Genomic DNA, 13625 nt, shown 5'->3' with positions numbered 1-13625 from the left:
CGGGGGTTGCGATGCGCGTACGTCCCGGCGAAGAGCCGGCCGACGCCCTGGAGTTCGGCGCCGGCCGGCAGTGGAACATCGTCGGGGCGACGGCGGTGCTGGCCAGCGGGGCGGTCGTCGGACTGGCCTACGAGCGCGGCGTCGAATGGTGGCTGTCCCTGCTGCTCGCGGTGGCCGTCGCCTACGTCGCGGGCTCCTTCCTGCTGCGCCAGCGGCGGTGGCGGGCCAAGGGGGCGCTGGTGCGGATCGACGGCTACGGGCTCGCCGTCAGCGGGGGCCCGAGGGTGCCGTGGGGAGACATCGCGGCGGTGGAACGGACCGGCCGGGACGAGCGCGAAGGTGTCGTCTTCGTCGCCCGTCCGGGGGTGGCGGTTCCACCGCCCCCGGCGCGGATTCCGCTGCTCGCGGTGCGTCCGCCGGGGCGCTGCGGCTCCCAGGTGGTTTTCTTCCCGGCCCTTCTGGACGTCTCGGCGGAAGGGATCATGGCGGCGGTGCACCACTTCGGCGACGGGGTCCCGGTCAGGGGCGGGGGCACGCGCGACGTCAGTGGTTGAACACTTCGGGCGGTGACGGGGCGGGAATGCCGGGTGGTGTGGCCCGTCCCGGCGCGAGTGGGGCGGCAGGTGCCGGTGCCGAGGTGGTGGCGAGGGCGCTGGTAGCGCAGCGGTATCCGGGGGCGTCGGCGGATGCGTCGGGGAGTACGGCGCCGGGTACCGTCGCACCCGGCGGGACAGCCCACACAGAACAGGGACGCACGCATGCCCACTGACACCACGCCCGACCCCGGCACACCTTCCGACACGCCCTCCGGCACACCTCCCACCGCGGCTCCCGCATCGCCGGGCGCGCCTTCGGGTGCCGCCACGGACCCCGGCTCAAGTGTCGGCTCCGCCTCCGAGGACGTTCTCGGTCTGGTGGACGCGGGGCTGCTGGCACCGGTGTGGACGGGGACGGCCGCGGCGCGGGCGGTCTCGGACCTGGCGTGGCTGCAGGCGATGCTGGACGCCGAGGCCGGTCTGGCGCGGGCGCAGGCCCGGCTGGGGACGGTGCCGACGGAAGCCGCCCGGGTGATCGGGGAAGCGGCCAGAGCCGAGCGGCTGGACCTGGTGGCGGTGGCGCGGGCCTCGCGGGAGTCGGCGAACCCCGTGGTCGCGCTGGTACGCGAGTTCACCGCTGTGGTCGCGGCGGCCGACCCCGACGCCGCAGCCTACGTCCACCGGGGCTCGACCAGCCAGGACATCCTCGACACCGCCGCGGCCCTGGTCGTCTCCCGGGCGCTGAGGGCGGCCCGCGCGGACCTGGCGTTGGTGGAGCGGGCGCTGGCCGCGCTGGCCGCCGAGCACCGCGACACGCTGATGGCGGGGCGGACACTGGCGCTGCAGGCGGTGCCGACGACGTTCGGCCTGAAGGCGGCCGGCTGGCGGCACCTGGTCCTGGACGCCGTGCAGAAGGTCGACGCCCTCCTCGATCACGGCCTGCCGGTCGAGCTCGGCGGCGCCGCGGGCACCCTCGCGGGCTACCTGGAGTACGCTCCGGGCGCCGAACCCGCCGCCTACAGCCAGGAGTTGACGCGGGCGTTCGCCGGCGAGCTGGGCCTGTCGGTGCCGCTGCTGCCCTGGCACGTGCTGCGCACGCCGATGGCGGACGCGGCCACGGTGTGCGCGTTCGTGTGCGGGGCGCTGGGGAAGATCGCCGTCGACGTGCTGTCGCTGGCGCGCACCGAGGTCGGCGAGGTCCACGAGCCGGCGCCCGGCGGCCGGGGCGGCTCGTCGGCGATGCCCCACAAGCAAAACCCCGTCCTGGCGACCGCGATCCGCTCCGCGGCCCTGCAGGCGCCGCAGCTGGCCGCGAGCGTGCTGGCGTGCCTGCCCAGCGAGGACGAGCGCTCCGCGGGCGCCTGGCACGCCGAGTGGGAGCCGCTGCGCTCCCTGCTGCGGCTGGCCGGGGGAGCGGCCCACCAAGCGGTGGAACTCACCTCGCAGCTGTCGGTGGACGCGGCCCGGATGCGCGCCAACACCGAGTTGACGGGCGGCCAGATCGTCTCGGAGCGGATCGCCGCGGTGCTGGCGCCGCTGCTGGGCAAGGCCGAGGCCCGCGCCCTGCTCACCGAGGCGTCGGTGCGGGCCTCGCACACCGGCGAGCAACTGGCCGACGTCCTGCGCGCCGATCCCCGCTCGGCGAAGCTCCTGGCCGAGGAGCGCTTCGCGGACCTGTTCGACGCGGCGGCCTACACCGGCGCGGCGGGCGCGCTGACCGATCGGGCACTGGAGCGCAGCCTGCCCCCGGCACCGCCGGTGCCGGGGGAGTAGGGGCGGCCGCAGGCCGGGCGGAAGCGGCCGGACGGAGACGAGGGGGTGGGAACGCGGGCGGGGCTATGGGCAGGCGAACCGGGCTGCCCTGCGTGGGCCGACGCCGTACGGGTCCCCCCGAGCCGCCCTTGCTCCGCCGCCGCCCTTCCGGCCGCCCGACACCGACGTCCCGCCAGGCGGCACCGGGAAGCCCGTATGGGTACGGCGGGGCCCGTTGCCGCGGCTCCCGCCGTACCGTACGCGCTCAACCCGCCTGGTCCCGGGGCCACTTGGCGCCCGTACAGCAGCAGCACGGGGCAGTCCCGCGGCAGCCACCGGCCGCACCCGGCAGCCCGCGCACCGCCCGTAGGGCAGTTGCCCACGCCGCCCCGTGGTGCCGCCGCGCCGGGGCTACTTGGTGAAGGTGAACCAGTTGATGTTCACGAAGTCCGCCGTGCTGCCCGAGGCGAAGGTGAGGTAGACGTCGTGGACGCCGGTGACGCGGGTGGTGACGTTGGCGGGGACGGTCTGCCAGTTCTGCCAGCCGCCGCTGCTGCCGTAGTCGATCTCGGCGATCTTCGTGCCGCCCGCGCTGTCGATACGGACCTGGATCGCGCCGCTGACGCCCGCGGGCGCGCCCGAGGCCAGGCGGGCCACGAACTGCAGCGGCGAGGTCGAACCGAAGTCCACCGCCTGGTACTTGAGCCAGTCGCCGTTCGAGACGTAGCCGACGTCCTGGCCGCCGCCGGTGTCGGTGCAGCTCTCGGTCTGGGTGCCGCTCTGCGCGCTGTACGACTCCGCCTGGATCGTGCTGTACGCTCCCGTCCCGCCGCTGGGGGGCGGGGTGCTGCCCGAGCCCGCGCCGGGGCCGAGGGTGATCGTCCAGGAGGTGGGGGCGCCGTCCTGGATGTGGCCGTCGACGGGGGCGGCGCCGGTGGGGCCAACGTCGTCGTAGGGGAAGGCGTAGCCGATCGTGGCGTACTTGTGGACCAGCCGCGCGTAGTGGTTGGTGATGGCGTCGGTGTAGTAGCCGGAGGGCTGGACGCCGTCGGGCTGGTTGTTGCCGCCGGAGACCAGCAGGGAGCTGCGATTCAGGGCGGCGGCCAGGCGGGCGGCGACCGCGCCGCGCGCGTCGCCGCCGGAGTTGTAGAGCGGGCCGCTGGCGCAGCCGAAGATGTCGACGGCGCTGGGCTTGGTGAAGGGCACGCCGTTGGTGTTCAGTCCGGAGAAGACCAGGGTGTCGCCGGAGACGGTGCCGGTGTAGGAGCCGATGGAGCCCTGGCCGTTGATGGTCAGCGGGTGGGACTGGTAGTAGCTCCAGACCCGGTCCAGGTAGGAGTTCCAGTAGCCGCCGAAGTCGGTGGGGGAGTGGGCGGGGGCGAGGACGCGCAGCACTGCGCCTGAGGCGTCGGTGGCCACCAACTGGTTCCAGGGGGCGCCGTCCGCTGCCGCCTGGGCCTGCAGGCCGGAGGCGATGGAGGCCAGCGCGCCGGCGGGCAGGGGGCTGACGGACTGGTTCCCGCCGCTGCCGGTGGTGGCCATGGACACCGGCAGGGCGACCATGTCGACGTAGGAGATGTTGGCGTAGAGGTTGGCGCTGTTGTAGGTGAACTCGCAGAAGGTCCAGTTCGTCAGCCAGTTGGGGTCGCTGCTGGTGAAGCCGGGCTGGACCAGGCCGGGCACGCCGCCGCCCCCGCCGGGCGGGTTGACGAAGAACTGGATCTTCTTGCCCACGGAGAACCAGACGCGGCCGCCGATGACGTAGTCCTGCAGGGTGAACGTGGTGGCCGGCGAGCCGGAGGCGCCGAGCGCGATGGCGTAGTCGGGGGCGGGGGTCAGCACGGCCGAGGGGCTGGGCAGGCGCTGGAAGCGGCCGTCAGGGGTGACGAAGCCGGGCCAGCCGGTGCTGTCGGAGCCGCTGATGTAGGCGTAGACGGTGCCGCTGCCGGAGTTGTTGGCCAGCGAGACCGGCAGTGAGGCGCCGGCGGCCGCGGCCCTGGGCGTGATGCTGCTCGCCCACAGCGGCGAACTCGCCGCGGCGGCGGCCAGGGCGCCGGCCGCGGTGACGAAGGAACGTCGGGAGACCATGGGGTGCACTCCTCGGACGGGGCAAGCGGGCCGCGACCGCCGGCCGTTCGGCCGGGGGTGCTGCGCGGCCCTGGCGTGCCCGGTGTGTGGGGGGAAGGGGCGTCCCGGGGGCGCCCGCCAGCCTTGGAGCGCTGCGCGCGCTCGACGGTCTGCCGGGGCTCTGGCGGGAGCTGCCGGGGGACTGGGGGGTCTGCGGGATCTGCTGGTCTGCGGGAGGTTGTCGGGGAGGGGTGGACGGCGTGCGGAAGCGTGCAGTGCCCGCACGCGGGGGTGTGGACATCTGATCGACCCTGATTGAACTCGTGGGTACGGTCTGCCGTCAAGGCTCCAGAGAGCGCTCTCTCCGGAAGTGTGCGAGAGGGTCGGGCCTCGCGTTGGCGTCCCGGAGACCGGCCGGCTGCTGCCGCTGCCGTTGCTGCTGCTGCTGCCGGTACGGGCACCCGCCCGGCGGCAGTCCGGCCGCCGGCGTCCGGGACACGGGCCGACAAGGGCGACAGCCGGACTGGCAGTGTTCGGTACACGGGCCGACGGGGCCGACAGGGGTCGGCACGGGCGGGGCCTGAGCCGCGTCGGCCGCGTACGGGCCCTGAACCGTACGTGGCCGACGCCGCCCGACGCGGTACCGGAACCCGCCCGGCGGGCACGGTGCTTCAGGGGATGAGGTCCTCGTGGCGGCTGCCGCGCCACTCGGTGAGCAGGACGGTGGCGTCGTCGTCGAGGCTGCCGTGGTGGTGGTGCAGGACGGCGCGCATCAGGCGGCGCAGCGTCTCGTGGAGGGTCTGCTGCCCGGAGTGGTGGCGGACGACGAAGTCGGTGAAGCGGTCCAGGCCGAACTCGTTGCCGTCGGGGTCGCGCGCCTCGGTGATGCCGTCGGTGTGGAGCAGCACGCTGTCGCCGGGCTCCAGTTGCTCGCGGCACACGTGCACCGGCAGTCCGAGGCCGGCGCCCATCGGCCCGGCCGGCGGGCAGGCCAACGGCCGCGTCCAGCGTCCGCCGCGGACCAGGATCGGCGGGTGGTGGCCGCGGTTGACCCAGCCCAGCACCCCGGTGTCCAGGTCCAGGTCGGCGAAGATCCCCGTGACGTACCGGGTGTTGCCGAACTGGCCGATCAGGACCTCCTCGACGGCCTGGCTGATCTGCGCGAGCCCGAGGCCCTGGCGGCGGGCGTTGCGGGCGGCGGCGACGGCGACGTTCGCGGTGAGCCCTGCGGTCGTGTCGTGGCCCATGGCGTCGAGGACCGACAGGTGCAGCACGCGGCCGGCGACGGCGTAGTCGAAGGCGTCCCCGCCCACGGCGTAGGCGGGCTCCAGGGCGGCGCCCACGGTGACGTCGTGCCCGGCGTACGCGGGCGGCGGCATCAGGTTCCACTGCAGCTCGGCGGCCACATTCATCGGCGCGGTCCGCGTCAGACGGGCGTAGGAGTCGCTGAAGGAGCGTTTGCTGAGCAGCAGCAGCGCCGTCATGGAGGCGAGCGCGCGCAGGGCGCTTCGGGTCTGCTCGCTGTCGTCGGCGGTGTCGGCCCGCAGCACGCCCAGCCGCTCGACTCCGTCGGTGACCGCTGTCCACCACCGGTAGGAACCGCTGTTGCGGGTACCGGTCGGGCCGTTGCCGTTGCCGTTGCCGTTGCTGGTGCTGGTGCTGGTGCTGGTGCTGGTGCTGGTGTCGGCGGCGGTGTTGCTGCCGTTCCGGTCGTCGCCGCCTTTGTCGTCCTCGTCGTTCTTGCCGGTTCTGGTGTCGGTTCCGGTTCCGATTCGGGTGTCGGTGCAGGTGCCGGCGGCAGCGCCGCTGCCGTTCCAGTGGCCGCCGCCCACGCTGGCCTTGCCGCTTTTGCCGATGCCGTCACCGGCGCCGGTTCCGTTTCTGGTGCCGGCGCTGGTGCGGTTGACGGTGCCGTGGTTGGTGCCGCCAGTTTCGCGTAGCAGGTCGACCCGCTGGTAGGCGCGCCCCGGGAGCGAGCCCTCGACGGGGAACTCGAGCCCGCCCTCGCCCGCGTTCGCACCGCGCCCGGTCAACTCCCGCAGGATCACCTCCTGCAGGTCGACGACGAACAGCCGCACCTGCCACAGGCCCGCGTCTGCCGCGTGCGCGGCCACCAGCCCGGGCAGTTGCTCCAGCGTGGCCGTGTGTCCGGCCTGCATCAGGTCGCCGAGCATTCGTGCGACCTGCCGCTCATCGGTCATGACAGGTCCTCCCGCCTCAAGCAGGAAAGCGCCCACCGCCTCCCTCCTCTTCCGCTTGCCCACCTCCACCCGCGCCCCCACCTCCGACCTGCACCCCTGTCGCTTCCAGGCAGCGCAGCCTCGCACGGAAGCCAGCACCCACGCGACGCCATCAACACCCTCAGCAACGCGCTCGGCGACCCTGTCGTCGCGAGTGCACCCGCGACGACGGAAAGGACCTGCCACCGTGCGGAGCCGTCGTCCGCTGCCGTTGCCGCCAAATACTGAACTCATTCCAGCTTTGAGCGACAGCCCCCGATCCGCGCTGTGTCACGGACATCTGGTAGGCCCTGGCTATGACGTTCTTGGTGGTGGTCGAGGGTGATGTCAGCGGATGGCGCATCGATCGGGATGCGCTGACGGATGCGATCCGTGCTCGGTGGTCCGAGGTCGAGGTCGAGTCGATGCACCGTAGCAAAGTGCGCAGCCTCATATGGGAGTTCGAGACCGAGTACGGTCCGGGTGAGGCGTATCTGCACGAGGACGGGACATGCCTGTACATGGACGTTTGGGAGGAAGACGCGATCTGGTTGGCGATGGTCTTCCGCAGGCTGACACCCATGGACCTTGATCTGGTGTTCTGCGATGAGGGTTACACCTTCGACATTCGTCTGCGGGCTGGGACGACCGAGGCTGAATTGACGGACCTGGTGAATATTGCGGGTTGATCTCAACCCGTTGCAATGAGCAGGAGGACCAGGACGGCTTGGACGAGGCTCGTGATCCGGCTCGCCGAGCAGCGGAGTTTGCTGAGGAGGCGCCAGGGCTTGAGAGCGGCGATGGCCTGCTCGACCAGTGGACCGACGATCACGCTGCCTTCCAGGCACGTGACCTGTCAGATCGCGACTAGGTCTACGTCTGGGCAGACGGGATCCACCCGAAGGTCCGCCTCGGCCAGGCCCACTCCTGCGTCCTGTTCCTGCTCGGCGTCCGTCTGGACGGCACGAAGGAGCTGATCGCCCTGGCCGAGGGCCTGCGCGAGTCCACCGAGTCGTGGGCGGACCTGCCGCGCGACTGCCGCCGACGCGGCATGCGAGACCCCGAGCTGGTGGTCGGCGACGGCGCCATGGGCCTGTGGCGTGCGCTCGCCGAGGTGTTCCCGGCCGCACGGCCGCAGAGGTGCTGGGTTCACAAGGCCCGGAATGTCTCGAACTGCCTGCCGAAGTCCGCGCAGCCCGGCGCGGCGAAGGCCGTGCAGGAGATCTACAACGTGGAGTCCCGCACCCATGCCGAGAGAGCGAGCGAGGTGTTCGCGAGGACCTACGGAGCCAGGTTCCCCAAGGCCGTCGCGAAGATCACCGACGACCGGGACGAACTCCTCGCGTTCTACGAGTTCCCCGGCGAGCACTGGATCCACCTGCGGACCACGAACCCTATCGAGTCGACTTTCTCCCCCGTCGAACTGCGCGCCAAGGTCACCCGCGGTGCCGGCAGCTCCGCGGCCGCGCTCGCGCTGGTGTTCAAGCTGGTCGATTCAGCTCAGGCCCGGTGGCGCGCGATCACCGGCGCCCACCTGGTGTCCCTGGTCCGCGCCGGTGCGCGGTTCGAGAACGGCGTCTTGGTCGAGCGTGAGGAGCAGGCCGCGTGACCCTTTCACGACATCCTGGAGAACCCGGACGAGCAGGTTCGCTTCGCGCTTCCTCTACGAGCTACAGCAGGGCGCTGAGGCGGACGAGGTCAGCGAACGGCGGAAACGCCTGAGCGGGACCCCGAGCCGGCATGTCACCCTGAGGTCGCCCAAGGGCAGACCGCTGGACCAGCGCGGGAGTGAGCAATGAGGTATGTCGATCTCGATGCGCGAGTCGGCGAACTGACCGGGGTCCTCGACCCTGGCCCCTACCTTGAGCTTTTGCCTGCACTGAGCACCAGCCTGCCCCCGGGCGCCAGGACGTTCGCCACCGACCCGAGCCACTACGACTTCGCCGGGCGGCGCTGCGTCAAGGACCTGACGCTCCACCAGGCGACCTTCCTCCACGAGGGTCAAGCCCTGGACCTCCACCTCCGTCACAACTGCTGGAAGCACGAGGAGGACCTGGTCATCCGTTACGCGGGGGTGACAGCCGTCCAGATCGGTACTCCGAACGAGCCCTCGACCTGGGACAAGCTCGGCACGCTGATCCTGGACGAGATCCTTCCGCACGACCAGGGCTGCAGTCACGAGATGGCCTTCAGGCCCGGGTCCGTCATCGTCACGTGCAACGACATCACCGCTACCTGGGTCGCAGCGCACTGCCCCCAAGCCCACAGAGGCTGAGCAACCACAGTGCCTCACCCACAAGCCTTGACTATTGCTCGTGGGGTCGTAGTCCCGACGGCTCCCGCTGCAGGGCTTTGGGGCGGCCTCCGACCGCCGTCCCGGAAAGCCCGGCCCCAGAGCGGTCGAACCCCTGACTCCCGGCACTCGTTCCTACGGGGACGATGAACGCCTACGGGGAACAGGAGTTCCGCAGTTCGTGGCGACAGGGTCGAAACCGTTGCTGCGCACGGCTTACCTGCTCACCGGCGACGGTGTTGACCGTGCTCTCCAGACGCACGTCGAAACGGCGTATGTCGTCCAGGTCGTGTGCGGTGGGCGCGGGTAGGACGCGTGGCAGGGGGCGTCGGCCGGTGTGAGGTAGCGGTGATGCTCCGGTGAGGGCGTGCAGATCCCAGGGGACGGGAGAGCCGATTCCCCTGCCTCGCCGGTCTCGGACCGCTCCGAGCCCTTCCGGCAGGACGAGCCCGCACATGTCGGCCCCGAGGAAGAGCCGACTTCTGTCGACGCGTGAGCGATTCGTTGAGTGGTGGCGTGCGCGATCGGGATAGTGTGCGGGGCGTGGAGGTGGAGCGGTGCCTACGGAGGACGAGCTGTTCGGCGCGGTCGACGCGCTGCTGGAACACGTCTCCTCGGACAGCCTGCCGCCGCCCGCCGAGCGCAGGCGGCTGCGGGAGGCGGCGGGGCTGAGCCAGGCGCAGGTCGCCGCGGCGGTGGCGACGCGGCGGGAGGCGGTGGGGAATTGGGAGGCCGGGCGCAGCGAGCCCCGGCCGCCGCAGCGTGCCGCCTACGCCCGGCTGCTGGAGGGCCTGGCCGCACGGTTCCCCGCTCCCGCGAGCCCGGCCACGCCCCCACCGGCAGAACCTGAAGGACGAACGGCAGCCCCGGTCGCGTCCGACGGTCCCGCGCCGGTTGCCCTGCACCGCTCCGGGCCCGAACCACGTACGGCAGTCCCGGTTGCGTCCCACGGTCCCGCGCCCGCCGCCCCGCCTCGCTCCGGGTCCGAAGCGCCACCGGCAGCCTCGGCCGTAGCCTCCGCTACCGATGGTCTCGCCCCGGCTACCCAGCAGCGCTCCGGGTCCGAAAAACGAGCGGCTGCCCCGGCCACCTCTGACGGTCCTGCCCCGGTCACCCCGCCCCGCTACGCGCCCGAAGGGCGACCGGCAGCCCCGGCCGCGCCCAACGGTCTCGCCTCCGCTACCCCACCCCACCCCGCGGCGGCCCCCCACCGCTCCCCGCAGCAGCCGTCACCGCACCACCCCGCACCCCCGACACCCCCGGCGCCCGCCGTGAGCGCCACCTCGAGCGCCGCCCCGAGCGCCCACGTCACCGAGGAGCCGGCCCCGGCACCCCCCGCCCGGCGGGCAACGGCCCCGCGCCGCCCGGCGGCGCAGAAAGCCGCCCCGCCCGCCCCCCCGGCCACGGATCCGCGCTTCGCCCACGGCCCGCTCGGCGTACTCGACGGCGACGGCTCCGTGTACTGCGCGGGCGGGCTGGTGCTGGAGTGCCCCGCCAGCACGGTGCCGGACCTCGTGGAGTGGACGCTCGCCGAAGCGAAGCTCGGCGCGCCGCGGCTGCACCGCTCCGGCAAGGACTCCGACCCCCTGATCGTGGTCACCGCCGCGGCAGCACAACGGCTCGGGCTCCCCGAGCGCCTGGAGGACCGGCGCGGGATGCGGCTGCCGGAGGACCACCGGGCCGTCCGGCAGATCGCCAAGGCGAAATGGCAGCTCACCAAGCGCGGCTTCGGGCCGTGGACCCGGATCTACCGCCCTGTCAGGAGCGGCGAGCGGCAGTGCGTGCAGCTCGCGATCCTCCCGTGGGACGCCCTGGACGCCCGCGCCTGGGGCGACGCCGACCAGTTGCCCCCGGCAGAACTCGCCCGCGTCCTCGCCGCCTACGCCACCCGCGTGCTCACCCCCCGCGGCTCCACCGCGGTCGCGGGCCTGGAGCTGATGACGGCGCTGCGGCCGCCGACCCGCGCGGTGAAGGACGACGCCACCGGCACCTGGACGTCCGGGCCGGTCCCGGGCTCGCTGACCGCCCCGGTGGACCCCGCGCCGCCGGAGGCCCCCGACGAACACCCCGTCGTGGCCGCCCTGTTCCCCAGCACCCATCAGCGGACCCCGGCGGAAGTCCTCGACGAGGAGGCGTACGACTGGACCCGCCCCGTCGAACTCCTCACCGACGCCGAGTGCGGCAAGCCCTTCGCTGTCGGCATCGACGTCAACACCGCCTTCCTCGCGGCCGCGAACCGCCTGGCGGTCGGCCTCGGGGCGCCGGAGCACGTGAAGGAGCCCCGGTTCGACAGGACCACGCCCGGAGCGTGGCTGGTGGACCTGTCCGGCATCGAGATCGACCCGCGTCTGCCGTCGCCGTTCACCCCGCACGGCCACCGGCCCGACGGCCCGGCCTGGTACGCCACCCCGACCGTCGCCTACGCCGCCGAACTCAGCGACACCTTCCGGCTCCCGGTCGCCGTCGCGCCCATCGAGGCGTACATCCGGCGCGAGGCCGGCCCGTACCTGGACCCCTGGTACAAGCACCTGGCCGAGGCGTACAAGCAGACGATGGCCGACCTCGGGGTGACCGCCGACCTGACGCCCCAGCAGTTCCTGACCGCGATGGCCGGCCACAAGTCCGCCGACCCCGGCATGGCGATGGTGCTGTCGGCGATCAAGTCCACCGTGAAGGGCGGCATCGGCAAGCTGCGTGAGCGCCCCCAAGGCGCCAAGTACCGCCCCGGCGAGCGGTGGCCGGCCCTGGAGCGCCCCACCTGGCGCCCCGACATCCGCGCCGCGGTGATCGCCGCCGCCCGGGTCAACATGCACCGCAAGATGGTCAGGACCGCGCTCGCCACCGGCAGCACGCCGCCGCTGGCCGGCGCCGTGGTGTTCGGGGAGGACGCGCTGCTGCCGATCGCGCTGCTGTCGGACTGCGCCGTCTACCCCGGGGCCGGCCCGTCCCCGCTGGACGTCCTGCCCTACGACGCGGCCGGCAAGGCGGCGCCGGGCACCTTCCGGCTCGGGGTCTCGCCGGGGATGGTCAAGCACGAGGGCACCCAACCGCTGTACTGGGCCGTAGAGCTGATGGAGCAGCAGCACAACCCGGCCCGGCACATCAAGGGCGACGGCCACGACGCCGTCCTGGACGCGGGGGAGTAGCGGCATGGGCGGGGAGGGCGCGCGGCAGGCCCTCGCGGACCGGCCGGGGACCGTAGGCGCGGGGACGGCGGCCGAGCACGCCGCGGGGGAGGAATAGCGGCGTGGGCGAGATCGAGGACGCGCTGGCCCGGGCCACGGAGAGTACGGCGACCCGCCCGATCCCGAAGACCGCCCGCGCGCAGATGCGGTTCCTGGTCAAGGCGGAGAAGGGCTCCACCGCCGCGGCGGCGGCCCGCCTCGGCGTCACCCGGCGCACGGTCGAGCGCTACCTCAAGGGCACCCTGCGCCGCCCCCGCAAGGAACTGGCGGCGCGCCTGGAGCGCGAGGTCCGCCGGGACTGGCAGCCGCGCGTACGGCAGCGGGCCAGGAAGCGCGCCGCCACGGCCACCGGCATCGTCATCGAGACCCGGGCCCGCTTCGGCTTCACCGCGGCCCCCGGCTCCACCGACGACGCCCGGATGCGCCGCATCACCCAGCACCTGCCCCCCGGCTACGCGGCCCGCCTCTTCGACGCCCAGGCCGAAGGCGCCACCGAGCAGCAGCTCCGGCGCATCGCCGCCGAGGGACTGCAGGAGATCTACTTCAAGGACCGCGGCCGCCGCGCCCAGGGCCTGGAAGTGGAGTTCACCGACATCGACTACATCGAGCTGGACTTCTGAACCTTCCCGGCCGAACGGCCGCGGCGACCCCCGGTTTCCGAGCGGGGGCGCGCCACGGTCACAGTGCGGTGGCGGCGCGGACCAGCCCCGCGACCGCTGTCGAGCGGAGCTGCGGGGGCCAGGCGATGACCGTCGTGACGCGGGGGGCGTCGGAGACCGGAACGGCGGTGAGGTTCTCGGACAGGCCGGTACGGCCCGACTCCGGCACGACCGCGCAGGCGCGGCCCAGGACGATGAGCTGGGTGAGCTGCGTGTGGTCGCGCACCCGCGGTCCCGGGCCGTCCGGGAAAGTGCCGTCGGGCCGCGGCCAGCGGGGCAGCGGCAGGTCGGGCAGGCCGGTGACCTCGGCGAGCCGCACGTGCGGGCGGGCGCCCAGAGGGTGGCCCGCCGGGAGGATCACGACCTGGCCCTCGGAGCGCAGTTCCTCGGTGTCGAAGCCGGACGTGTCGTCGAACGGCCGATGCAGCAGGGCGACGTCGGCCCGGCCGTCGTGCAGGTACCGCGACTGCTCGCCCGGCCCGCACAGCACGACGTCCACGGCGGCGGCACCGGGCTCGGCGGCGTAGGCGTCGAGGAGCTTCGCCAGCAGTTCACTGGAGGCGCCCGCCTTCGCGGCCAGGACCACCGCGGGGCGGCCGGTCGCCGCGACGGCGGCCCGGCGGGTGCGCCGTTCGGCGGCCTCGACGGCGTCCAGCACCGCCCGCGCCTCCCGCAGCAGCACCGCCCCCGCCCCGGTCAGGGTGAGACCCCGGCTGCCGCGCTCCAGCAGGAGGGTGCCCAGACGCCGTTCGAGCCCGCCGATCGCCCGCGACAGCGGGGGCTGGGCCATCCCGAGCCGCCGCGCCGCCCGGCCGAAGTGCAGGTCCTCGGCCACCGCGACGAAGTACTTCAGCTCACGCGTCTCCACCTCGCCAGCGTAACCGGCACCTCCAGGAGCGATACCCGGCCGGTAT

9 protein-coding genes and 2 pseudogenes are annotated in these 13625 nt (G+C 73.3%); 7 read left to right on the top strand and 4 right to left on the bottom strand.

Annotation, left to right across the window (positions count from 1 at the left end):
• Positions 1-11 precede the first annotated feature (11 nt).
• Complete coding sequence (locus tag BLR33_RS09420; RefSeq protein WP_093783877.1) at positions 12-554, top strand: hypothetical protein; 543 nt, start codon at positions 12-14, stop codon at positions 552-554.
• 204 nt (positions 555-758) lie between these two features.
• Positions 759-2309, top strand: coding sequence for a lyase family protein (locus BLR33_RS09415; protein ID WP_093783876.1), 1551 nt, complete (start codon positions 759-761; stop codon positions 2307-2309).
• Between the two features lie 390 nt (positions 2310-2699).
• Here BLR33_RS09415 and BLR33_RS09410 read toward each other — a convergent pair whose 3' ends face one another.
• Positions 2700-4376 (bottom strand): beta-1,3-glucanase family protein, encoded by a 1677-nt coding sequence (locus BLR33_RS09410; protein ID WP_093783875.1) that lies wholly within the window; start codon positions 4374-4376, stop codon positions 2700-2702.
• A 650-nt stretch (positions 4377-5026) separates the two neighbouring features.
• Entirely contained in the window at positions 5027-6556 is a 1530-nt protein-coding gene (locus BLR33_RS09405; protein WP_245771309.1) for a PP2C family protein-serine/threonine phosphatase, read from the bottom strand.
• 335 nt (positions 6557-6891) lie between these two features.
• Here BLR33_RS09405 and BLR33_RS09400 point away from each other — a divergent pair, with 335 nt between their 5' ends.
• Entirely contained in the window at positions 6892-7263 is a 372-nt protein-coding gene (locus BLR33_RS09400) for a hypothetical protein (protein ID WP_093783874.1), read from the top strand.
• A 2-nt stretch (positions 7264-7265) separates the two neighbouring features.
• Here the strand turns inward: BLR33_RS09400 and BLR33_RS34270 are convergent.
• A pseudogene (locus BLR33_RS34270) lies at positions 7266-7391 on the bottom strand (IS5/IS1182 family transposase); the annotation flags it as partial.
• Here BLR33_RS34270 and BLR33_RS09395 point away from each other — a divergent pair.
• From BLR33_RS09395 to tpg, 4 genes and pseudogenes are all read left to right on the top strand, one after another.
• Positions 7380-8183 (top strand): annotated as a pseudogene (locus BLR33_RS09395) (IS256 family transposase); the annotation flags it as partial. The pseudogenes BLR33_RS34270 and BLR33_RS09395 overlap by 12 nt on opposite strands.
• Positions 8184-8444: 261 nt before the next feature.
• Positions 8445-8849: a hypothetical protein gene (locus BLR33_RS09390; RefSeq protein ID WP_245771308.1), complete on the top strand. Its 405-nt coding sequence runs from the start codon at positions 8445-8447 to the stop codon at positions 8847-8849.
• Positions 8850-9424: 575 nt separating this feature from the next.
• The gene (tap, locus tag BLR33_RS09385; protein WP_093783872.1) at positions 9425-12013 is read left to right on the top strand and encodes a telomere-associated protein Tap; all 2589 of its coding nucleotides are present in this window, start codon (positions 9425-9427) and stop codon (positions 12011-12013) included.
• A 101-nt stretch (positions 12014-12114) separates the two neighbouring features.
• Positions 12115-12672: a telomere-protecting terminal protein Tpg gene (tpg, locus tag BLR33_RS09380; RefSeq protein WP_093783871.1), complete on the top strand. Its 558-nt coding sequence runs from the start codon at positions 12115-12117 to the stop codon at positions 12670-12672.
• 58 nt (positions 12673-12730) lie between these two features.
• Here the strand turns inward: tpg and BLR33_RS09375 are convergent, their stop codons facing one another.
• On the bottom strand, positions 12731-13579 hold the full coding sequence (locus BLR33_RS09375) for a LysR family transcriptional regulator (RefSeq protein WP_093783870.1): 849 nt from the start codon (positions 13577-13579) through the stop codon (positions 12731-12733).
• Positions 13580-13625 lie beyond the last annotated feature (46 nt).

The sequence above is a fragment of the Actinacidiphila guanduensis genome (assembly GCF_900103985.1).
GTDB lineage: Bacteria > Actinomycetota > Actinomycetes > Streptomycetales > Streptomycetaceae > Actinacidiphila > Actinacidiphila guanduensis.
The sequence above is the reverse complement of the archived record's forward strand: the minus strand, read 5'-3'. Positions and strand labels throughout refer to the sequence as shown.

Coding starts and splice junctions, on each gene's coding strand:
- BLR33_RS09420 (WP_093783877.1), top strand. CDS start 12: ATGCGCGTACGTCCCGGCGAAGAGCCGGCCGACGCCCTGGAGTTCGGC.
- BLR33_RS09415 (WP_093783876.1), top strand. CDS start 759: ATGCCCACTGACACCACGCCCGACCCCGGCACACCTTCCGACACGCCC.
- BLR33_RS09410 (WP_093783875.1), bottom strand. CDS start 4,376: ATGGTCTCCCGACGTTCCTTCGTCACCGCGGCCGGCGCCCTGGCCGCC.
- BLR33_RS09405 (WP_245771309.1), bottom strand. CDS start 6,556: ATGACCGATGAGCGGCAGGTCGCACGAATGCTCGGCGACCTGATGCAG.
- BLR33_RS09400 (WP_093783874.1), top strand. CDS start 6,892: ATGACGTTCTTGGTGGTGGTCGAGGGTGATGTCAGCGGATGGCGCATC.